Source organism: Weissella thailandensis (assembly GCF_001932615.1).
In the GTDB taxonomy this organism is placed as follows: domain Bacteria; phylum Bacillota; class Bacilli; order Lactobacillales; family Lactobacillaceae; genus Weissella; species Weissella thailandensis.
In genome coordinates this window covers 222,796-244,544 of sequence record NZ_CP014332.1, presented here as the reverse complement: position 1 = coordinate 244,544, position 21,749 = coordinate 222,796, and the positions used below count along the sequence as shown (strand labels likewise).

At 37.4% G+C, this 21,749-nt stretch carries 18 protein-coding genes, 1 pseudogene and 1 riboswitch; of the genes and pseudogenes, 5 read left to right on the top strand and 14 right to left on the bottom strand.

Features of this window, described 5'->3' with window-relative positions; all coding sequences use genetic code 11:
- The first annotated feature begins 61 nt into the window (after nucleotides 1-61).
- Complete coding sequence (gene sstT / locus FOL01_RS01310) at nucleotides 62-1,315, top strand: serine/threonine transporter SstT (RefSeq protein WP_075268941.1); 1,254 nt, start codon at nucleotides 62-64, stop codon at nucleotides 1,313-1,315.
- Between the two features lie 59 nt (nucleotides 1,316-1,374).
- Here the strand turns inward: sstT and FOL01_RS01305 are convergent.
- The 5 genes and pseudogenes from FOL01_RS01305 to FOL01_RS01280 form a co-directional block, all read right to left on the bottom strand.
- Nucleotides 1,375-2,013: pseudogene (locus FOL01_RS01305) on the bottom strand (NAD(P)-dependent oxidoreductase).
- A 173-nt stretch (nucleotides 2,014-2,186) separates the two neighbouring features.
- The gene (metK, locus tag FOL01_RS01295) at nucleotides 2,187-3,380 is read right to left on the bottom strand and encodes a methionine adenosyltransferase (RefSeq protein WP_075268938.1); all 1,194 of its coding nucleotides are present in this window, start codon (nucleotides 3,378-3,380) and stop codon (nucleotides 2,187-2,189) included.
- A gap of 91 nt (nucleotides 3,381-3,471) precedes the next feature.
- Nucleotides 3,472-3,558: riboswitch (SAM riboswitch) on the bottom strand.
- 86 nt (nucleotides 3,559-3,644) lie between these two features.
- Nucleotides 3,645-5,171 (bottom strand): hypothetical protein, encoded by a 1,527-nt coding sequence (locus FOL01_RS01290; RefSeq protein WP_075268937.1) that lies wholly within the window; start codon nucleotides 5,169-5,171, stop codon nucleotides 3,645-3,647.
- A 164-nt stretch (nucleotides 5,172-5,335) separates the two neighbouring features.
- The gene (locus FOL01_RS01285) at nucleotides 5,336-6,442 is read right to left on the bottom strand and encodes an ABC transporter ATP-binding protein (protein ID WP_075268936.1); all 1,107 of its coding nucleotides are present in this window, start codon (nucleotides 6,440-6,442) and stop codon (nucleotides 5,336-5,338) included.
- Nucleotides 6,443-6,483: 41 nt separating this feature from the next.
- Nucleotides 6,484-7,803, bottom strand: coding sequence for a glycoside hydrolase family 2 TIM barrel-domain containing protein (locus tag FOL01_RS01280; RefSeq protein WP_237342639.1), 1,320 nt, complete (start codon nucleotides 7,801-7,803; stop codon nucleotides 6,484-6,486).
- 188 nt (nucleotides 7,804-7,991) lie between these two features.
- Here FOL01_RS01280 and FOL01_RS01270 point away from each other — a divergent pair.
- Nucleotides 7,992-9,061 (top strand): IS3-like element IS1163 family transposase gene (locus FOL01_RS01270; RefSeq protein WP_100078221.1). Its coding sequence is split into 2 segments (ribosomal slippage): nucleotides 7,992-8,220 and nucleotides 8,220-9,061, totalling 1,071 coding nucleotides; the frame shifts between segments, so codons are not numbered across the junction.
- Between the two features lie 15 nt (nucleotides 9,062-9,076).
- On the opposite strand, the gene FOL01_RS01265 is transcribed toward FOL01_RS01270, so the two are convergent.
- From FOL01_RS01265 to FOL01_RS01245, 5 genes are read right to left on the bottom strand one after another with little or no spacing between them, the layout of a single operon-like run.
- Nucleotides 9,077-9,508, bottom strand: coding sequence for a sugar-binding domain-containing protein (locus tag FOL01_RS01265; protein WP_083603391.1), 432 nt, complete (start codon nucleotides 9,506-9,508; stop codon nucleotides 9,077-9,079).
- Nucleotides 9,509-9,525: 17 nt separating this feature from the next.
- Nucleotides 9,526-9,897 carry a hypothetical protein gene (locus FOL01_RS01260; RefSeq protein WP_075268934.1) on the bottom strand — a complete coding sequence of 124 codons (372 nt, stop codon included), beginning with the start codon at nucleotides 9,895-9,897 and terminating at the stop codon, nucleotides 9,526-9,528.
- 6 nt (nucleotides 9,898-9,903) lie between these two features.
- The gene (locus tag FOL01_RS01255; protein WP_075268933.1) at nucleotides 9,904-10,746 is read right to left on the bottom strand and encodes a carbohydrate ABC transporter permease; all 843 of its coding nucleotides are present in this window, start codon (nucleotides 10,744-10,746) and stop codon (nucleotides 9,904-9,906) included.
- Between the two features lie 20 nt (nucleotides 10,747-10,766).
- Nucleotides 10,767-11,690 (bottom strand): carbohydrate ABC transporter permease, encoded by a 924-nt coding sequence (locus FOL01_RS01250; RefSeq protein WP_207649845.1) that lies wholly within the window; start codon nucleotides 11,688-11,690, stop codon nucleotides 10,767-10,769.
- 46 nt (nucleotides 11,691-11,736) lie between these two features.
- On the bottom strand, nucleotides 11,737-12,999 hold the full coding sequence (locus FOL01_RS01245) for an extracellular solute-binding protein (RefSeq protein WP_075268932.1): 1,263 nt from the start codon (nucleotides 12,997-12,999) through the stop codon (nucleotides 11,737-11,739).
- A 216-nt stretch (nucleotides 13,000-13,215) separates the two neighbouring features.
- On the opposite strand from FOL01_RS01245, the gene FOL01_RS01240 reads away from it, so the two are divergent.
- Nucleotides 13,216-14,124, top strand: coding sequence for an ArsR/SmtB family transcription factor (locus FOL01_RS01240; protein ID WP_075268931.1), 909 nt, complete (start codon nucleotides 13,216-13,218; stop codon nucleotides 14,122-14,124).
- A gap of 48 nt (nucleotides 14,125-14,172) precedes the next feature.
- Nucleotides 14,173-14,904, top strand: a complete 732-nt coding sequence (locus FOL01_RS01235) for an alpha/beta hydrolase (protein ID WP_075268930.1) — start codon at nucleotides 14,173-14,175, stop codon at nucleotides 14,902-14,904.
- Nucleotides 14,905-15,029: 125 nt separating this feature from the next.
- Here the strand turns inward: FOL01_RS01235 and FOL01_RS01230 are convergent, their stop codons facing one another.
- On the bottom strand, nucleotides 15,030-16,400 hold the full coding sequence (locus FOL01_RS01230; RefSeq protein WP_075268929.1) for an aldehyde dehydrogenase family protein: 1,371 nt from the start codon (nucleotides 16,398-16,400) through the stop codon (nucleotides 15,030-15,032).
- A 147-nt stretch (nucleotides 16,401-16,547) separates the two neighbouring features.
- Nucleotides 16,548-17,054 carry a type 1 glutamine amidotransferase domain-containing protein gene (locus FOL01_RS01225; RefSeq protein ID WP_075268928.1) on the bottom strand — a complete coding sequence of 169 codons (507 nt, stop codon included), beginning with the start codon at nucleotides 17,052-17,054 and terminating at the stop codon, nucleotides 16,548-16,550.
- A gap of 108 nt (nucleotides 17,055-17,162) precedes the next feature.
- Here FOL01_RS01225 and FOL01_RS01220 point away from each other — a divergent pair, with 108 nt between their 5' ends.
- A complete protein-coding gene (locus tag FOL01_RS01220) occupies nucleotides 17,163-17,546 on the top strand; it encodes a winged helix-turn-helix transcriptional regulator (RefSeq protein ID WP_075268927.1) in 384 nt (127 codons plus the stop codon).
- A 156-nt stretch (nucleotides 17,547-17,702) separates the two neighbouring features.
- On the opposite strand, the gene FOL01_RS01215 is transcribed toward FOL01_RS01220, so the two are convergent.
- Together FOL01_RS01215 and FOL01_RS01210 are read right to left on the bottom strand one after the other, a co-directional pair.
- A complete protein-coding gene (locus FOL01_RS01215; protein WP_075268926.1) occupies nucleotides 17,703-19,604 on the bottom strand; it encodes a sugar MFS transporter in 1,902 nt (633 codons plus the stop codon).
- A gap of 20 nt (nucleotides 19,605-19,624) precedes the next feature.
- On the bottom strand, nucleotides 19,625-21,664 hold the full coding sequence (locus tag FOL01_RS01210) for a beta-galactosidase (RefSeq protein WP_075268925.1): 2,040 nt from the start codon (nucleotides 21,662-21,664) through the stop codon (nucleotides 19,625-19,627).
- Between the last annotated feature and the right edge of the window lie 85 nt (nucleotides 21,665-21,749).

Sequence of the window (21,749 nt, the reverse complement as noted above, 5' to 3'; positions counted from 1 at the left end):
AACAATATTATAATGTTTTACCTAAAATTTGGGTAGAACAATTACGCGGAAGGAAAAACGTATGTTACAAAAATACATCAGAATCCCTTTAATTGCTCGAATAATAATTGCTATTATTATCGGTGTCTTCGTTGGAGTTGTTGCTCCTTCCTGGACCTGGATTGATGTATTAGGACAATTATTTATCGGTGCCTTAAAGGCCATTGCACCATTATTGGTATTTATGGTCATTATGTCATCAATCTCGGGGTATCAAAAAGGTGCTCATAATCATTTTAAAACCGTCATTGTTTTATACTTAGGAGCAACCTTTTTATCTGCCGTCGCTGCAGTCATTGCTTCATATTTGTTCCCAATAAAATTAGCATTATCTAAGTCAACAACAGCTAATGGCGCTGATGCACCGAAAGATTTAGGATCAATCATGAATGATTTGATTACTAATATTGTGTCAAACCCGGTTTCAGCAGTAATGAAGGGCGATTATCTAACAATTCTATTCTGGTCTGTTTTGATAGGTATCGCTCTACAAATGGCTAGCCAAACAACAAAATCAGTCATTCAAGATTTATCAAGTATTATTGGTAAAGTTGCTAGTTGGATTATTCAATGTGCACCCTTTGGTATCATTGGTCTGATTCATCAAGCCCTAGTAGAAACAGGAACTGATGGCGTGATGCGTTATGGACAACTAGTTCTACTATTAGTTGGTACGATGATATTTGTCTACTTAGTCGTTTACACATTATTAGTATGGGTATTGACCCATCAAAACCCATTCCCCCTAGCATTCTGGACGTTAAAAGTTTCAGGGATTCCCGCCTTCTTTACTCGTAGTAGTGCGGTCAATATCCCAATCAACTTAAATGCTTGTAAGAATCTTGGGTTAAACGAAAAAAGTTATAGTGTTTCAATCCCACTTGGCGGATCAGCCAACTCAGGTGGTGCTGCTATCACAATCTCAATTATGACGCTGGCTGCTACTCATACATTAGGCATGGAATTCTCAATTCCACTTGCCCTACTTCTATGCTTCTTAACAGCAATTGCTTCAACTGGTGTTTCAGGTATCGCTGGTGGTTCACTATTGTTGATTCCAATGGCATGTAGCTTATTCGGCATTAGCAATGATATTGCAATGCAAGTAGTTGGAATTGGTTTCGTCATCGGTGTTATTCAAGATTCCGTAGAAACGGCTGTTAATTCAGCTTCCGACTTATTATTTACTGCAACAGCTGAATACAGTGATCTGCGAAAAGCCGGTCGACCTGTTAATATTAAAGCTGCTGTGGCCCGTGCCAACCAGGCAAATTAAATAAAAAAATAACTCCGATTTGGTAAACTTGTTTAAGCTTACTAAATCGGAGTTTTAATTTAGTCACTGATTGCTGGCGCTTGACGTATAAATTCTGTGCTATCTAGCTGTTCTAGCATAAACCAAGCAAGGTTAGCCCGTGACAATTTAACCTTGAATTTATCTCTACCTAAATAGCCAACTTGTACACTTTTAGTTAATGACGCATTGGTTAATAGTGATGCAATTCTAAGTAATGTCCAATCACATTTAGACTGGCGTACTAACGCAGTGTATTTAACAATTGATTCATAAGCACTAGGTCTTCCCATACGAATCGTGCCACACCTTAACTTAAATTGCATACTATCAATATCAAGCGAGTCTTGTGAGCTCGTGGTTGATAACGCGATAAATCGTTTAACATCAAGCGTATCTAGCGCATTTAAAATATTAACCATCTCCACGCTAATCTGCTGATCACTCTCTTTTTTACCAATCGGACCTAGTGCACTTAAAACGGCTTGACTACCTGTCACTGCCTGTTTGACCATATCTAAGTCATCCAACTAGCCCTGAACAACTTTTAAATTTGCGTCTGTAAAAGATAGCTTTGTTGCATCTCTAACGTAAGCAACAACCTGATAACCACGACTTAAAGCTTGTTGCACGACTAGTCTACCAGTTTTACCACTTGCGCCAAAAATCGTAATTTGCATGATAGCGTAACCTTCCTTTCAACATAAAAACAAGATACCGCACCCGATCCAAGCATCAGCAGAACGTTTGTGATGTTCATTTTAACACAGCTCATTGACCCTATTCTTAGAGTACAAATTGAGCCCCGCAAGTCTTGGTAATTATACCAACTTACGGGGCTCAACTTATTTGATTATTTATTGAAATAAGCTTTCAATTCATCAACCTTGTCCAAACGCTCCCAAGGCAAGTCCAATTCAGGACGACCAAAGTGACCGTAGGCAGCAGTTGCTTCATAACGTGGCTTACGCAAATCTAAGTCTTCGATAATACCAGCTGGACGTAATTCGAACAAATCACGAATAGCGGCAACTAATCCATCATCAGAGACCTTACCAGTACCAAATGTTTCAACATTAACTGAAACTGGTGCTGCCACACCAATGGCATAGGCAACTTGGATTTCAACCTTTTCAGCTAAACCAGCAGCAACAATGTTCTTCGCAATGTGACGAGTAGCATATGCGGCTGAACGATCAACCTTTGTGGCATCCTTTCCAGAGAAAGCACCACCACCGTGGCGAGCATAACCACCGTAAGTATCAACGATGACCTTACGTCCGGTCATACCAGCATCCCCTTTAGGTCCACCAATAACAAAGCGACCTGTTGGGTTAATCAAGTAACGTGTCTCGTCGTCAATCATATCTGCAGGTAGGATTGGCTTAATAACAAGATCACGTACATCACGACGCAATTGCTCCAATGATACTGATGCACGGTGTTGAGTTGACAAAACAACTGTATCAATACGGAATGGCTTACCATTTTCATCAAGTTCAACAGTTACTTGTGCCTTTGCATCAGGCAACAAATAATCCAAAATACCAGCACGACGAATATCAGCTTGCTTCTTAACTAACTTATGTGACAAAACAACTGATAATGGTAGATATTCATCGGTTTCATTGGTTGCAAAACCAAACATCAGACCTTGATCACCTGCACCAATTTGGTCGAGTGGATCAATACCACCATCTTCACGTTGTTCAATAGCTGCATCAACACCCTGCGCAATATCTGGTGATTGCTCATCAAGTGTAACGCCCACGTGAATATCATCAGCTAAGAAACCAGCATCAGGATCATCGTATCCGATACGCTTCAACGTCTTACGTACAATATCATTAATGTTTACATATGCTTTCGTTGATATCTCACCAAATACATTAACGTAGCCAGTGGTTACTGATGTTTCAACAGCAGTACGAGCTTGTGGATCATCTTTTAGGACGGCATCCAAAATAGCATCTGAAATTTGATCAGATACTTTATCTGGGTGTCCTTCTGAAACTGATTCTGATGTAAATAAACGCTTTTCTGACATGATTTATTAATATCTCCTTTACATAGCGAAAATCAAAATAAACAACCCCGACGACCACACATAGGCGGCACGTCGGGGTTCAGTCGATATGCGCCCATCTGCTAGAAATTACCACTTCACCGTACGGTAGTTGGTGTCAGATCACGGGGTCTAGTCCCTCCCTGACTCTTGATAGGATGTCGAGTTATTTACTTTCTAATACCTAACCTATAATACTGATTTTTTAACCATTCTGCAAGTTATTTTTAGCACACCAAACATACGCTAGCCATCACTTAGCCCTAACGCACCACTAACGTAATCAAACATTGCACTGGCCCCAGGATTATTTGCTACCTTAACTTGTCTACCAGACCGGCGCAGACGATGCGCTGCTGTTACCGTTTCATGGTGGGCGCCCCGCATGACAATTAACTCAAAGTCATATTGTGTCTTATTCATCTCATGCATAATTTTATCATTACTAATATCTGATGGATCCAACCAGACAACATCTATACCAAAATAGCTTAATTTTTTTGCTGCGTTTTTAACCGTCTCACCCCACCAAGAGATAATTAGCACTTGCTTATTCATTAGGCGTACCGGACTACTCGTCTCATTTTTATGAGTTTCAATTTGACTACCAGTCACCTGCTTATTTAATTGTCTAATCAACATGATATAACCTGTATCAGACCGTTGACGTGCTGAATAATAATAATTAGTTGTCAGTGTCTGTAGTAGAATGCCATTTAAAGATAGTTCAGATAATTCATAAGCCTGACTATTCTGATCAATAAATTGCCATCGATTATCGACCTTTACAAAACGGCCTTGAATTTGTTGCCATAAAACTAAATCCTCAGCAACTAATTCATTATACTTATGAACTAAACGAAGTAATGGATGATAATCATCAATGCAAGTTAAATTCAATTCACTGGTCAACTGTCTTATCTTTTCCGAGCGACTAACTTGCAAACCGGCAGTACGTTGTTTCCTATATATCTGTAATTCTTGTTGTGCTTTGGCGACTTGCTTTTGTAAATCAACAATTTCCTCTTTGAAAAGTTTATCATCTAATTTCGGACAGACATGTTCAATAACTTGAACCTTTTTCATCAATTTTTGTTGGTTCTGTTTTGTCTGCTTAACACGAATTTGTTCACGGATAATGCTCATTTCTTCTTTTTGCTTGGTGAATTTAAACTGATAATCTTTGATTGTTTGCTCAAGTTGTTCAATTTTTAACAGTAACGCCTGATTTTGTTTATCGCTAACCGCTAATTGATTTAACTGTTGCTTTAACTTTGCTTGAGCACCTTCATACTGTGAGGCTAGTTGAATTTTCGTTTCTGTTAACTGTCTAATTCTTTGTTTCAATGACTGGTTCGCACGGTTTAACTTATCTGCTGTTGCTACTTGTACGCTTGGTTCAGATTTAATCATAAGATTATCATAGAAGTCATTTTCAAAAATAACTTCTGTTAACAACGCGTTGAGCTGATTCAAAAATTGGTAAATTTCGGCTACCTCGCCCGTGGGCAAAAGAACATGTAATTGCCTTAACCGTAAGTCATTCTTATAAACAATCAATGATAAATTTAATGGTCGGTTGGGTAATTTTCCATTCAAACGTAATTGCAACGGATGCAGCATTACTTGACTCGTTTGTGTCAACTTAGTCAATTGTTGACGTGATAATAAACTATCACTTGTACCCATCTTTTTTAAAAATTGTTCAAAATCTTTTATTTCAGGAACTATTTTATTCCTTTTCCCTATTACACATTGTTTTTTAAACTTCATAAGGTAACCTTCCAGCAAATAATTATATTCACATGTTACTTTGTTTATGTTATCAAAACAATATTTTTCATGACGTAAAATTATCTAAACGTTTAAAAAATAGTTTTATTATTAAAAAACCAGTATCAGAAATTTCCGATACTGGTTATAACCCTATTCATTAATTAGTAGACTGCAACTTCACTTTCAGAATCAAAAAAATGTGAACGGTTCAGATCAAAGCCAAGTTTCAATTCTGATCCAGTTTCTTTAATATCACGTCCATCAACTTTAGCAACCACTTCTGTATTACCAATCTTACTATATAATTGTGATTCAGCACCAAGTAATTCTGATACGACAACCGTCGCAGAAACAACCGCATTGGGGAAAGTGTCCAAAAAAGCATTCTCTGTATGTAAATCTTCGGGCCTAATTCCAAAAATCAATTTTTTACCTTGATATCCCTTATCGTTCAATACTTTAGCACATCCTTGCGGTACTTCAAGTTCAAAATTCCCTTCTTCGTCACTAATTCGGTCACCTTTAAAAATCACATTAAAAAAATTCATTGCTGGTGATCCAATAAATCCACCAACAAAAACATTTGCTGGATTATCATAGACTTCTTGAGGCGTTCCTACTTGCTGGATTTTTCCCTCTTTCATAATCACAATTCGGTCCGCCATCGTCATTGCTTCAGTTTGGTCGTGAGTAACGTAAATTGTCGTTGTATTCAAACGTTGATGCAATTTTGCAATTTCCGCTCTCATTGAAACACGTAATTTGGCATCCAAATTAGATAGTGGTTCATCCATTAAAAATATTGGTGCATCACGCACAATTGATCGCCCTAAGGCAACACGTTGACGTTGACCACCAGATAAAGCCGATGGCTTACGCTTTAGATACTCGCTTAATCCCAAAATTTCAGCCGCATCATTAACTCGCCTGTCGATTTCAGTCTTGTCATATTTACGAAGTTTAAGACCAAATGCCATATTATCATATACTGTCATGTGCGGATACAAAGCATAGTTTTGGAATACCATTGCTATATCGCGATCTTTTGGTGACTCATTATTAACAACTTTGTCTTCAATTTTTAACTCACCTTTTGAGATGTCCTCCAATCCAGCAATCATACGTAAAGTTGTTGACTTACCACAGCCTGATGGACCAACAAAAACAATAAATTCTTGATCTTTAATGTGCAAATTAAAGTCTGTCACCGAGTAATTTGTAGCATTTTCATACTTTTTATAAATGTGATCCAGCGCTATTTGAACCATTAGAATGTCACCCTATCCTTCTATAAATTCTGACTAAACCCTTAGTCCAAGTTATCATCTAAAACATCAACAATTTCTACATCTTTTTGCGGCGTTTCAACAAACGAACGAATAAAAAAGTCATTAGCTTTTTTAATAATTTTCGGATCAACCTTTGGTTCGCGATTAACTGTTAGCAGGCCATTCACCTCTTGTTCCGTATCCGCTAATTGTGTATAGACAATACCGTACAAGCAATGTGATTGGCTTACCGCACTTATAATTCTTTGGTACTCACTTACGAATTCCTCATCAGATTTTGCACCTGTATAACCCCATCCTTCTGACGGTGATTGTTTGTTGTAACCAATACCACCAAATTCAGTTAATAGAATGGGTTGTCCCTTGTATGAAAAACCATCAGCAAAGATATCCCATACAGGCGGATTCCGTATAATCTTCTCCCAAGAACTTAATGTTTCAGTGTAATAGTTATATGTTTCAAGGTCGTCCTTCGTCCCATGAGCATAATTGTGAACCGCACAAATATCCGTTTCGGTTTGTGCCCAACCATCATTTGATTGTACAAGTCTGGTTGTATCTAATGAATGAATCATATGATACAAAGCCTGAGTAAAGTGTTGTTGTTGCCGATCAATATGTACATGTGGCACACCCCAACTTTCGTTAATAGGAACCCAAGTCAAAATTGATGGATGATTATAGTCTCTTCCAATAATTTCTAACCATTCTTGATACAACGTTGTTTCAGCTTTAGGCGTAAATACCGGCGCTGCTGCACATTCTCCCCACGTAATAAACCCTAATTGATCAGCCCAATATAGAAAACGTGGATCTTCAACCTTTTGATGCAATCTAGCACCATTAAATCCCATTTCCTTCGCTAAAGTAATATCCTTTTTAAAGGCTTCATCATTCGGTGCTGTTAATAACCCTTCTGGCCAATACCCTTGATCCAATACTAATTTTTGATAATATGGACGGTTGTTTAAATAAACCATCCCCTTAGAAGTATGAATTTTACGCATACCAAAGTACGATGCTACCTGATCAGTTCGCGCACCTGGTGCGGTTGTCTGAAAATTAACAGTAAACAAATTTGGATGCTCAGGCGACCACATCCACCCCTCATTGTGGTACCCCATCCGGAAAATATGCTTACCTAATACATTGACGCTTAATTCAAATGATCCTTCCTCTGGATAAATAGCTACTTTTGCTAGTTGTTCATCTTTAAATTTAATATCAGCAACAACTTCAGTACCAGGAATAAAATTAGCAATTTCACCAGTCATGTTCACATTACCTTTATCAATATCTGTCACATATTTAATACTTGCCAAATTGGTTAATGGTTTCATTTCTAGCCAAACAGTTTGCCAAATTCCGGTTGTATTTGTATACCAAATACCTGCACTTTCCCCTGTCCAGTTCTGTTTACCTCTGGTAAGTTCTTCGTCACGAATTGGATTGCTCCTATCCTAGTATTTGGTACATAAATTTCTGAACAGTTGTGCCATAATTAATAAAACAAGATAGGAGCATTCCAATGAAACGATATCAAGATGATTTTAAAGCCAGCATTGTGAAGATGCATCGTGAAGAGAAAAGATCTATTCGCTCGCTTTCCGAGGAATACGGTGTTTCTCCAGCCGCAATTCATAACTGGGTTAAAGGCGCTAAATCAGTTGAGCTAGAAGACGGTACTGAAGTAACGTCCAAAGAATTCAAACAACTTCAAAAGGAAAATCAGCGATTAAAGGAGGAACTTGAAATTTTAAAAGTTGCGGCGGTGTTACTGGGAAAGCATTAGGACGAATTAATTGCCTTGTCTTCATAGAAGATCAGTTATTGCGACACCGCTTATCAATTATTCTTTCGGCACTGAAATTACCGCGCAGCACCTATTACCATTGGAAAAGATATCAACCTAGTCAACACGAACGTGTTGATAATCAGCTCAAAGAAAAAATTAAATTAATTTGGGAAAATAATTATCGTGCCTATGGTTATCCACGAATAACGATGGTGCTTCGCAAGTCAGGCATCTGTGTTGGGTCAAAACGAATTTTACGATTAATGAGAGAAATGGAAATTCACTCTTTAATGAATCGGCGATTTAAAAAACCTGGCACTCATGTGGATCATTCACAACGCCCCAATTTAATCAAGCACCAGCCCAATGCAAGGATATGGCGTGCTGACATTACTTATTTGGAATTACGTCCAGGAACCTGGGTTTATCTCAGTTCTATTTACGAACCAAAGGTTCATCAAGTTCTTGCTTTCAAGATTGGTCGTCAGATGGAGGCGACGTTAGTTGTAGAAACGATTAATCAGGCGCTTGAATGTCATCAAAAGCCACAATATTTTCACTCTGACATGGGTTCACAGTACACCAGCAACGAAGTTGAAACTTTACTTGAACGGCACCAGATTAGCCACTCATACTCAAAACAAGGTTATCCTTATGATAATGGGCCAATTGAAGCTTTTCACTCATTGTTGAAGAGAGAGTTTGCCTTTCAAACAACTTTTTCCAATTTTGAGGACTTGGTAATCCGAACCTCAAATTACATCAGTTGGTTTAATTCCGACAGAATTAGAACGAGTGTTTAGAAAAAGATGTGCCATTTATTGACATAGGAGCAGATCTTTTGCACGGACTGTTAAGACATGATCTTCACCGGCTGAAATATAATCAGTAATATCAAAAGAGAAGCTTGTATGTCCACCTACGTGTGTGCCAATGTGTTGAGCATCAAGCCAAACGTCTGTTTCAAAATCAACAGCGCCAAAATGTAAAATTGTCGCAAAATCTTCTGCTTCTTTAACAGTGAAGTGACGTTGATACCAAACGATGCCATGTTCACTTTGATCATCAATACCACTCAATTCAGTTTGGTAAACAAATGGCACTTCAATTTTTTTATCAAAATCGTGTTGCTGATACCAACCTTCTTTAATGCCTAAATCTTGATCATCAAATGTAAATTGCCAAGCACCATTTAAGTTCATCCAATGTTCTCTTTGAAATTGTGGTTCCGGATATTCTGTACGATACATACTTTCTCTCACTTTCTTTACTGCGCATTGACTAACTTTTGTCTTTTTTTCTTTAAACTGATAATAATCACAGCCGGTACCAAAGTTCCAACTGCAATAATATCCATACAGAAATAAGAAATAATCACTTCCATAACTAGTATTGGCATGATCCACTTGTTAATTTCTTTTTGTGACAAGAAATAATAAGCAATTAATAAATTGGTTAAGCCAGCTAAAATAAACATTGTACCCACCAAACCATTAAATGAGCTAATTGGCACTGTTTTACTAATATCAGACATTTTCGTCATATTTAAAAAGCCTAAAATAATTGTAATGAGCCCATCGATAAATTGCCACGTAGCACAAGTAATCAATAATTTTTTATCCCACTTTTTATCTAACATAAACAACTATCCCTTTACACCTACTGACAAAGACATTGATTGTAAGAAATACTTTTGCGCAACAAGATACAAAATAAACGTTGGGATAATTGCAATAATTGCTCCCGCCATTAATGTTGGAATATCGGCAACATACATTCCTTGTAACAACTTTAACCCTGGTGTAATCGGCATCTTATTTATATCTGAAAAGACAATTGATGGCCACAAAAAATCATTCCATGATCCCGTAAATGTAAACAGCGCAACCACAAACAAAACTGGCTTGATTAATGGTAAAATAACAATTCTGAAAATTCGCCAATCACTCGCACCATCAATTCTGGCGGCTTCATCATACGCAATTGGAATATTATCCATAAACTGTCGAATTAGGAAAATATTGAACACTCCTGTTGCAGCCGGAAAAATCATCGCCCATGGCGTATTAGCCCAACCCAAAGTTGTCATAATTTTATATAGCGGAATAATATTCATAACTGGCGGGAACATCATTGTCGATAACAAAAACATAAATAAGACGTTACGACCTCTAAAGCGTAAACGTGAAAACGCAAACGCTGAAAGCGACGTCACAACCAGTACCAAAATAGTTGACCCACCTGAAATAACAATTGAATTTAAAAACCAGCGAAAGACTGGTGTATTTGATGTGTTCTGCAATAACCTGGTGTAATTAGTAAACAACCAATTAATTGGTAAAAATTTAAAACCAACCGATTGCATTTCAAGGTTACTTTTGAACGATGACATCAAACCATACAACAATGGTGTAATCCAAACAACGCCCAATACAATTAGAAAAATTAGTGATAGCCACTGAACTGATCCTTGTTTCTTATTTTTCATTACTTTCTCACCTACCCGTATTAATCTTTATTTCTCAGTAGAAATAATTGAACCATTGAAACAATCGTTATACAGATACCTAAAATGACCGCCATGGCTGATGATATACCAGCCAACGATTGTCCAGATCCAAAGGCATTTTGTTGAACATTCATCATTAATACAGTTGTCGATCCATTTGGCCCACCATTGGTCATCATTAATGGTTGTCCATATATATTAAATTGCGCAATTGTTGTTGTCACGATGGTAAATAACAATTGCCCGCGAATGCTAGGCAATGTGATGTGAATAAATTTTTTCCATCGTGAAGCACCATCAATATCGGCTGCTTCATAATAATCTTGTGGAATACCGTTTAAAGCTGCTTGGTAGATAATCATATTTCCACCAATAGTCCACCAAACTGTCAAAATAACGATTGTCATCCATGCCCATGGTTGTGTACCTGTCCAAACTTGGTCTAAGTGAAACAACGTGTTTAAGGGGCCGTAATTAGGATTAAAAATTAGTGACCAAACAATAACCACTGCCGAAATTGAAAATAGACTGGGCAAATAGAACAATCCTTGAAAGAATTTTGCAAAAGCTGGTTTTGTATTTAACACCACCGCCAAAAGTAGTGGTACCAAAATACAAAATGGCACTGAAATCAACACAAACAAAATTGTGTGCCATAGCCCACTCGTTAATTGGTCATGAAATATTGAGTCTGAAAATAACAGTGTTTTGAAATTATCCCATCCAACAAACACAGGTGTTCGAACTAAATCCCACTTCGTAAAGGCTATATAAATACCAAAAATTAATGGAATTAAAAAGAATATTGTGAAAACTACTAAGTGCGGTAGCAAATATAATATAGGGAAACTCTTCCCATGCAAGTGCCACGTCTTTTTTCTATTTGTACTAACATTTCCTGATTTAGAAGAAATATCTGCCATTTGTTTTTTACTCCTATCAATATGTTGCAATAAAGTTACCTTTTGACTAGTCAGTCATTTGTGCATCCACTTCATCCTGGACAGTGTTTTGTAACTTATTCAAATAGCTAGAAATACTAGTCTTACCAAAAACTGAATCATAAGCATACCGGTCTAAATAGTCTGCTAAGTATCCGTTATATCGGTAATTAAATATCTTTAATGATTCTTGTTCAGTCTTATTAGTTAATAAGAAAGACTGTTGCATTTTTCGATATTCCTTGTCTTTAGTAATTGCCAACGTTGCAGGGTTTTGACCAGCCTTTGCCCATTCTAATGAATTGGTCCGTACCCAACTAAGAAACTTCAAAGTCGCCTCTGTCTTGGCTTTATCACGCTTTGGTTGTTTTAATAGTACAAACTGATGGCTTGAGGACCAATTAACCATTTTGTCGGGATCATCTGATAATTGCGCTGCGTTAGTAACCCCATACTTCACATCGGATTCTTTAATTTGATTGTTCATCCAAATACCTTCTGGGAAAAATATTTCTTTATTCGTCAAGAACAATTGCATTGGATCTTGACCATCTTGAGAAGTAATTTTTTTATCATAAAGCCCTTTATAAATTTGGAGAACTTTACGTGATGTTTGATTATTTAAATTAGGATTTTTGCCATCCTTTGTTAATTGACCCCCCAATTGGCCATATAGTGATAAAAAGTTAGGCTTCCACCAGGTTAATCCTAGACCTGTTATTCCATCCTTCTGAGATTTTTCACCAGCTGCTTTAATTTCATCAAAAGTGACGATATTATCATCAAGCGCATGTGGTGCATACTTTTTAACTAATGCCTTATTGTAGTACATAAAGGTTGTATGTATATCTAATGGCACACCATACCGCTTCCCCTTATAGGCTCCATTATTCCAAGCCTCAGGTACATAATTCGATTTATTAATATCAGAAAAATCGTCTAAGTAAGGATTATAGTTGTCCAATAACCCGTTATTCACATAATCCTTAATGCGCTCCACATGCACAATCTGTAAATCGGGTATTCCCTTTTTAGAATTAACAATTGTTGGAATCTTAGAATACATATCCGCCTCAGTCAGTGACACATTCTTCACTTTGTATTCAGGATTCGTCTTGTTATATTCATTCACTAACTTTTGCATGCTCGTACCATCTGGACCAGTAAACGGATTCCAAAAAACAATTTCTTTGCTAGAGTCCGCATGAACCACTGGATTAAACACTTCTGTTAGCCCAAATGATAAAAAAAATGATGCAATAATTGCACCAAAAATTTGTGCCTTTTTCATAAATATCCCCTCTTAATAAACCTACATTGTTAAATAATTAACATCATTATTAACCATCCCAACGATTGAATTATCACGCTTTATGAAAGCGATGTCAATGCTATTGAAACAGTATTGAAAGCGGTTAATCATATTGACAACCATCCACTTTATACGGATAATTGTCTTTATAATAATTAACATAAAAGTTAACCAATTTATTAAGGAGACAAATATATGGATATTGATATTAGTCCAAATTCTTTACATGTCTATCAGGCCTTGGATTCCGAGGTTAGATTGGAAATTCTGGAAATTATTTCCGGCGAGACAGTAACTGCTACTGAATTAGCTCAGAGAATGAATATCAGTAAAGCAGCTATCTCTAAAAATTTACACATTTTAGAAAAAGCAAATATCATTAGTTTCAAAAAAAATGCTGATAGTCGAAAAAGTTATCCAGTTATGAATATCGACCAGATTAATATTCATTTTCCACAAAAAATATTTCCAGAGTACCACAAAAAAGCTTACGACATTCCCATTGGTAACTATTTTGCAATCAACCATGTCGTGCCATCTTGTGGTTTATCATCTGAAAGCTCATTAATTTCTAAAATGGACGATGTGAATGCATTCTTCTCAGCTGAACGTTTTCGTTCACAAATTTTGTGGTTTACTCAGGGAACAATTGAATACATCATCCCGAACGAACTACCAGCCGATAGTAAAATTGAGATGATTGAATTTGAGTTAGAAATGGCGAGTGAATTTCCGCTATCTAACAATAACTGGCACTCTAGAATCGGCTTTTGGATCAATGATAACTATATTGGTGAAACCGAACTACCTGGTAATTATTCTGATGTTCAAGGTAATTACACGCCCGATTTGTGGCCGGAAAAGTTTAGCCAATACGGTCTACTCAAACACCTCCGAGTCGGTGAACTTGATACTTCTATTGATAGTAATAGTATTTCAAACGTTAAAATTAGCGACTTAAATCTATCTGACAGTTCACGGTTAACCTTAAAAATGTCGGTGTTACCAATTAAAAATGATGTCTATGGTGGTCTAACACTTTTTGGTGAACATTTTGGTAATCATCGCCAAAATATAAAAGCAAATGTTTACTATTCAGACTAAATAAAATAGGCGATATTTTTATTGAAGGAAGAACAATTTGGAGGAACAATGTCTTTAACTCATATCACGCGCTTCTCAGCAGTTTTACAAGAACATTTAAAAATTAGTGTTATCTTACCGGATAATCTACCTAACAAGCCACTACCAACTATTTGGTTGCTACATGGACTAGGCGAAAACGGATCTTGTTGGTATCGTTTTACAACTATTGAAAATCTGGCAACGCAATATCAAGTTGCTGTGATTATGCCTAATGTATATCGTAGTTTTTATATGGATGAAACCAATGGCCTACCCTACTGGACTTATTTAACCGAAGAAATGATACCTGAATTACGGCGTATGCTGCCACTAAGTACATTGCGTAACCAAAACTTTGTTATAGGTAATTCAATGGGGGGCTTCGGTGCATTAAAATTTGGTTTTAAACACCCTGAATGGTTCAGCGCAGTTGCAGCACTATCGCCTGCTGTTAATTTAAGTGATATCATTCCAATCATGCCTGATATATCACGTGTTTTCGGTCCAAGTTTACCGAAAAACTACTTAGAGAACTTGGCACTAGCTGCGCCGAATGATCAACTTAAAGAAATACAGTGGTATCGGTCAATTGGTGATCATGATTTTATGCGTGACTCTAATGACCATTTCACTGACTTTATGAATTCATTGGGCATGAACGAAACCTACTCAGTTACTCCTGGTGATCATGATTGGACCTTCTGGGATAATGAAATTAAAAAAGTTTTCGCTTGGTTACCTCTGTCTTCTATTAATTAGAATTCATAGCAATAAATGTCAAATCTAGACAAAAAGCAACTAAATTCACGATGAATTTAGTTGCTTTTTTAATTATTTAATTCTGAAATCAGTACTATCTGTACAAATAATCCAAACTATCAGTTCTAGTTCAACACCAACTTGACGTTAGCAAACTCAAAGAGCCCCCAATCACTGAGCTCTCTACCGTATCCAGAGTCTTTCACGCCACCAAACGGTACTTCGGCTTGTTCATCTAGTACTTGATTAATTGCCACTTGTCCGGTTTCAATCTTAGTAGCTAATTCGTTCCCATGAGCGACATCAGCTGTATAAATTGCACCACCTAACCCATAGCGAGAATCGTTAGCTATCTCAACCATCTCTTCTTCCGAGCTCACACGATAAATTTGTGCAACTGGTCCAAATAATTCTTCGTCGTACATTGGATTATCATGAGTCATCCCCGTCAATATCAACGGTGAAAACTGGAATCCAGGTCCTTCATTTTTAGTCAGATCACCGTACAATATTTCAGATCCACCTGCAACAACTTTCTCTACTTGTTCTTGCAAATTATCTTTCGCGCTCTGCGATGATAGCGGTGCTAAAGTAGTTTTCTCATCTAGTGGATTACCGAATTGATAACTATCAAAGGCTTGTTTAACTTTATCCAAAAATTCATCATAAACTTCGTCACTAACCAAGTAACGCTTGGCTGCCGTGCAAACTTGACCAGCGTTAGCTAGCCGAGCTTCAGCAGCATCTTTGGCTGCTTTATCAATGTCTGCATCAGGCAAGACTGCAAAGATATCCGTACCACCTAATTCCAAAGTAGTTTTCATAAGATTCTTTGCGGCCTTAGCAGCTAAGTTTTTACCTGCTCGTTCTGAACCGGTTAAAGCAAATCCTTGCACACGTGGATCGTCAATAATCTTATCAATTTGATCGTGGGTCGCAAAAATATTAGCAAACGCACCTTGAGGTAAGCCCGCTTCTTGACAAGCATCCGCAATTGATTGGGCAGCTTGAGGCACAATACTTGCATGTTTTAGAATAACTGGATTACCCAGCATGAAGTTTGGAGCAAACACGCGCATCACCTGAGTGAACGGAAAATTCCATGGTTCCACAGCTAAGACGATACCAATACCGGAAAATTCAACATGAGCACTCGAACCCACAGACAATTTATCATAATTCTTTTGTTGTAAAAACTTTGGCCCTTGTTCAGCAAAATAGCGAGCATAACTCACAATTTTTTCAACTTCGGTGCGTGATTCTCCAATCAACTTCCCCATGTTGGTGGATGCCAAACGCGCATAATCATCTAAATGGTTTTCAAACTCATCCGCTAATTGATTGAGTAGCTCCGCACGCTTAGAAAAAGAAACTGATTTTTCTTTTTGGTAATAATTCTCAGCTTGATTCAAAATATCATGAATTTCATTATCTGTTGTATTCGAAAATTCTTGGATAACCTCGCCATTATATGGATTAATAGCAGTATATGCCATAATTGATATTCCCCCCTCTTTCTTTAATTTACCACCATCATATCAGTCATTAAAAATAACAACAAAAATTTAGCGTACACGATTTACTCGGTACGCTAAACTTTTAATCTTAATACTAATACATACTTAAATCATTCCAATTAGGGCCTATGCTAAGGCTGCAACAACAGCTTCGTTGAATGCTGGAATATCTTTAGGTTCACGACTTGTAATTAAATTACCATCAACAACCACTGGTTGATCCTCAATACGTGCACCTGCATAATACAAATCTGGTTGTACAGTTAGATAAGAAGTCATTGTACGACCATGTACCAAACCAGTTTGAATCATCAATTGTGGACCGTGGCAGATACTTGCAGTCAACTTATTCTTTGATAAGAATGCCTTTGCAAAGTCAACAAAGCGTTGATCGGCACGTAATTGATCAGGTGAAAAGCCACCAGGAATAAACAAAGCATCAAAATCTTCAGGTTTTACATCAGCAATAGACTTGTCGATGTTAATCTTAGTACCATGCTTACCTTCCACAGTGCCCTCTTCAAAACCAATCGTTGTCACATCATGTCCTGCGTTCTTGATTGCTTCAACCGGATCAGTAAATTCAATATCCTCTACTAAATCGGTAACCACAACTGCAACTTTCTTTGTCATAATTAACAACCTCCTTTATTATGGTATATAATTTATACCTAATAAAACCGTAACACAATAACGCACTTTTTTGTGCGTATCAACGCTAATATGAACGGAGTACACCTTATGACTGATGTCATCAGAAAATATGCCATTGAAAAAATTCAAAAAAAAGATTTTAATTGTGCCAAAGAATATACTCTATCAATGTTTTCAGGCAAATATAAAATCGTCATTATCTATCATTTATCACATGACGGCCAAATGCGTTTTAGCCAAATCCAACAACTTTTAGATAACGCAACCCATAAAGTATTATCACAACAACTCAATGAATTAGTTGAAGATGGTTTAGTAACCCGCCATGAAACACTCGTTAAAAATCGCAAAGCTGTGTTCTATGCTTTGACATCAACTGGCGAAAGTTTAATGCCAATCATTGAATTAATGTTTACTTGGGGAACAGAACGGTTAGCGACACTAGATGTTGATTATGAACCGAAGATATAAAAGAAGAGCGTGACAAAAGTCGTTTTGAATCCGCTGTGTACATTTTAAGCAAAAAGAAGTTGGAACATTTATTATGTCCCAACTTCTTTTATTTCATGTAAATCTAGCAAAAGTGTCAAATTCACAAATCATCTTTCATAAACTCTTTGCGTGATTTTACTTAAATGTCACCGGTGTTAAATCATCACCATGTTGTACAGCACCATCTACAACTTCGAATTTTTCAATTCGTTTTGGATCAACAAAGAACATAATGACTGTATCATCATAACCATTTCGACGAATCAACTCCTGATCAAAGGTCATCAACAAATCACCACGATGAATTTCTTGTCCATCAACAAAGTGTAAGTTAAATCCTTCACCACGTAAGTTGACTGTACCAATACCCACATGAATAATTGCTGACAAACCATTATCAGATTCAATACCAAACGCATGTTGCGTTGAGAAGGTAAAGCGGATTTTACCATCGAATGGTGCATAAACCTCACCTACTGCCGATTTAATTGCATATCCAGTACCATGGAACAATGCCAAATCCTGATTTGTATGCTTTAACGTTTCCAAAGCCGCCATCTCACCATCAACTGGCGCAATAATTGCCTGATGCTTAATAGCAATCGGATCTACTGGTACATTAATATTATCAGTTGCCAACTTTTCTTCAAGTTGGTCAACAACCTCGGCGTGCATTTTTTCAGACAATTTAACCTTCCACAAGAAAATGATTAAGGCTAATGCTGCCAAAGTTAGCGGTGTATAAAATGAAAACAGCTCAAATGTGTGAATGTTTCCAGCTGACATGTCCTTAGCAGTTGCCGATCCCGTCATACCCGCTGCAACCGCAATAAATCCAACAATTCCGTTTGAAAAGGCACCTGAAATCTTATCCAATAATGGTCGGATAGATAACGTCACTGCTTCGTTACGGATACCATTTCGCAATTGACCATACTCGATTGCATCGGTCAACGTTAGCACAGTAACTAATTGCGCATAATTAAAGTTAAACAATACCAACCCAATGGTAATCAAAGTTGAATTATCATGTGCCGTTAAGAAAATAACGTAAGACAAAATCATGGCAATTTGTCCGATAGAGTACAACACTTTACGTGGAATAAACTTATTCATAATTCCATAAAGTGGTGCTGTAAAGAAACTAACAATCGTCGCGACAACACCAGCAATCCAGAATTGGTTTGGCTTATCAAGCACAAATTTAAAGTAGTAGAACAAAACACCATTAGTAGCAACGTAAGCGACAGAATACATCAAATAAGCTAATGACGTCCACAGCATTTGATCATTCTTTGCGATACCTACAAAGACATCTTTAATTGACGTTTTTTCTTTATTAGCTGAATCACGAATAATGTTATTTTTCTCTTTTGTGCCCCAAACTGTCGCTAATGAACATAGAACAGCCAACAAAGAAATAATAATTGCGAATGCTAACCAACCAGCATTTCCCTGATCGTGTTTACCGGTTGCGAGATACGTAAAGTAGGTTGTAATTGGCACAACGATAATCGTTAATCCATTCCAACCAATTGTTCCTGTAAACGTACCTAAAACTGTGAAAACGCCTCGTTCTTTACTGTTTTCAGAAATGGCTGGCACCATCCCCCAATAAGCCACATCACTAAATGAATAGAAAATATCCAGCGCAACGAAAACAATCACGAAAACAATCGCAAACAATAACCAATTAACCTTTGATAATCCAAAAATACCCGTAAAACAAACAACTAACAAAACTGCACTCACAATGGTACCAATTAAGAGCCAAGGCTTAAATTTACCATATTTTGTCCGTGTATTATCAACAATATTACCTAAGATTGGATCTAAAACAACTTCCGCCAATCGAATAATAACAACTAATGTTGTAATCAAACCAATCAACTTATTAGCAATTGATTTTTCAACACCCGCAAACATCCCCGAGGTCACGTACACAATAAAGTACGTACTTAATGCCCCATAAAAAGCTGAATGACCTAGGTTACCTAGCGCAAATCCAATACGCTCTTTATAACTAATCTTACTCATAAAATTTCCCTTTATTAACCTTATTTAACCAATACTTTTGACTCATAAGCTGACATTTCATATGTGCCAACACCCACTGTTGTGCCTGTTAAGAGGTCTTGCATTGGTGTTGTAACTGTAAATGTTTGTTCCACATCACTAAAGTTAGTTACAAAATAATAGCTCGCTTGTTCATCCGCACGTACATTGATATGAATAGCCACATCAGTTTTATGAATCGCGGTTGGTACCTGCAAATCCAAATCTGTGACTAATGCGTCATAAAAACTAGCCATAAACTCACTATCAAAGCGCGCACCAACGTAATAGGCTTGCCCATTGTCGTACTGATTTTTTGTGATTGCCGCAGTGTCGGCATACCATTCACTCGTATACTTAGCAATCGCCGTTGCCTGATCTACTTCCAATACTGTGGCATAATCATGTGCTTGGGTACTTGCTTGGCCTGTTTCGATTGCGACACGTTGCGATGGATATAATGTGTCTGTTTCAATCGGTTCAACACCATAAACATCATGCAAAGCTTGCGGCCAGCCCCCTATATATGCAAGGTATCGTTCATCAACCTGTCCTGTGATATACGTACCAACAACCGTACCACCTTCCGCAACATACTCTTTTAGTTTGTTAGCAAATGTTTCAGTCATCATAAAATGCATTGGATCAATAACCAGTTTATAATCTGTTAGCTCATCTGATGTACTGATAAATTCAACTGGCACATCATGTTCCCAGAAATACTGATAGTGTTCCTGAATAGTTTGCCAGTATTTAATAGTCTGACTAGCATAATTACGAACATCACTTAATGCCCACATATTGTCGTAATCATACACAATTGCCACCTTAGCGGGATAAGCTTTTGCATTTAATGCTGGTTGTAAATGCTCTAAATTATCACCAACTTGGGCCACTTCTTTAAAAATACGTGTATCATCACGTAAGTCATGGCCAATAACCGCACCATGAAACATTTCTGAAGAGCCACGCGATTGATGTAACTGGAAATAATTAATCGCATTGGCACCATGCGAGACTTCTTGCAAAGCACCCATACGATGCATACCTGGCGCCTTTGGACGATTAAACGGATGCCAGTTAACCTGCGACGGCGTACTCTCCATAATCATATAATTATCATGCTTTAAACTACGCATGACATCATTCATGGCTGCCGTATTCATGGCCAACTGCACTGAACTTTTATTATCAGTTCGCCAACTTGGATATGAGTCCCAGCTAACAATATCAACATGTTCAGCAAACTTTTGGTAATCCAAATCAAAGAAAACATGTTCATCATCTGGGTTCCCACCCATAAAGTTAGTGGTTATTTTAATATCAGGCGTTACCTCACGCAGCACCTCTGCCTCTGCTTCATAAAAGTCGATTGTTTGGTCTGAAACAAAGCGATGCCAATCTAGATTTAATCCCAATAAGTTTTGATCGCCGCGTGGGGATGGTGCAACAACCTGATCCCAATTGGTATACGTATGACTCCAAAATGTTGCCCAATAAGCTTTATTTAGATTTTCAAGGGTCTGATATTTTTCCTTTAGCCAATGACGAAAGGCATTTTGGCATAAATCACAATAGCATGCACCACCAAATTCATTAGAAACATGCCATAATACTAAGTTGCTACGCTGGCCATATCGTTCAGCTAATTTCCGATCAATTGCTTGAATTTTTTCACGATAAATTGGACTCGTATAACAATGATTATGCCGTTCACCAAATAAGTTACGCTGACCATTTTCGTCAACCCGCAATACTTCTGGGTATTGATCAGCCATCCAACGTGGCCGAGCGCCACTTGGTGTTGCTAAAATAACATTAATGCCTTGCTTCTCAGCACGATCAAAAATATCATCTAACCAATCAAATCGGTAATTCCCTTCACTTGGTTCTAATTGCGCCCACGAAAAAATACCAACCGTAATTGTATTGATATGTGCTTTCTTAAAATACTCAAAATCCTGTGCAATAATTTCCGGATGATCTAACCATTGTTCTGGATTATAATCACCACCATGTCCAAATGATGTTATTTCTTTCATAACTAACCCCCCCAACGTATTTTGAACAATTTCAGTCTCAATTTACATTGTAAGCGTTTTCTGCAAATGGTATAGTATTAGTTAG

Bases quoted from the DNA above. Each gene is read 5' to 3' on its own strand.
- FOL01_RS01260 (WP_075268934.1), bottom strand. From the start codon at position 9,897: ATGTTAGATAAAAAGTGGGATAAAAAATTATTGATTACTTGTGCTACG.
- FOL01_RS01245 (WP_075268932.1), bottom strand. From the start codon at position 12,999: ATGAAAAAGGCACAAATTTTTGGTGCAATTATTGCATCATTTTTTTTA.
- FOL01_RS01240 (WP_075268931.1), top strand. From the start codon at position 13,216: ATGGATATTGATATTAGTCCAAATTCTTTACATGTCTATCAGGCCTTG.
- FOL01_RS01220 (WP_075268927.1), top strand. From the start codon at position 17,163: ATGACTGATGTCATCAGAAAATATGCCATTGAAAAAATTCAAAAAAAA.
- FOL01_RS01210 (WP_075268925.1), bottom strand. From the start codon at position 21,664: ATGAAAGAAATAACATCATTTGGACATGGTGGTGATTATAATCCAGAA.
- FOL01_RS01235 (WP_075268930.1), top strand. From the start codon at position 14,173: ATGTCTTTAACTCATATCACGCGCTTCTCAGCAGTTTTACAAGAACAT.
- FOL01_RS01250 (WP_207649845.1), bottom strand. From the start codon at position 11,690: ATGGCAGATATTTCTTCTAAATCAGGAAATGTTAGTACAAATAGAAAA.
- FOL01_RS01285 (WP_075268936.1), bottom strand. From the start codon at position 6,442: ATGGTTCAAATAGCGCTGGATCACATTTATAAAAAGTATGAAAATGCT.
- FOL01_RS01265 (WP_083603391.1), bottom strand. From the start codon at position 9,508: ATGTATCGTACAGAATATCCGGAACCACAATTTCAAAGAGAACATTGG.
- FOL01_RS01255 (WP_075268933.1), bottom strand. From the start codon at position 10,746: ATGAAAAATAAGAAACAAGGATCAGTTCAGTGGCTATCACTAATTTTT.
- FOL01_RS01290 (WP_075268937.1), bottom strand. From the start codon at position 5,171: ATGAAGTTTAAAAAACAATGTGTAATAGGGAAAAGGAATAAAATAGTT.
- metK (WP_075268938.1), bottom strand. From the start codon at position 3,380: ATGTCAGAAAAGCGTTTATTTACATCAGAATCAGTTTCAGAAGGACAC.
- sstT (WP_075268941.1), top strand. From the start codon at position 62: ATGTTACAAAAATACATCAGAATCCCTTTAATTGCTCGAATAATAATT.
- FOL01_RS01225 (WP_075268928.1), bottom strand. From the start codon at position 17,054: ATGACAAAGAAAGTTGCAGTTGTGGTTACCGATTTAGTAGAGGATATT.
- FOL01_RS01280 (WP_237342639.1), bottom strand. From the start codon at position 7,803: ATGAAACCATTAACCAATTTGGCAAGTATTAAATATGTGACAGATATT.
- FOL01_RS01230 (WP_075268929.1), bottom strand. From the start codon at position 16,400: ATGGCATATACTGCTATTAATCCATATAATGGCGAGGTTATCCAAGAA.
- FOL01_RS01215 (WP_075268926.1), bottom strand. From the start codon at position 19,604: ATGAGTAAGATTAGTTATAAAGAGCGTATTGGATTTGCGCTAGGTAAC.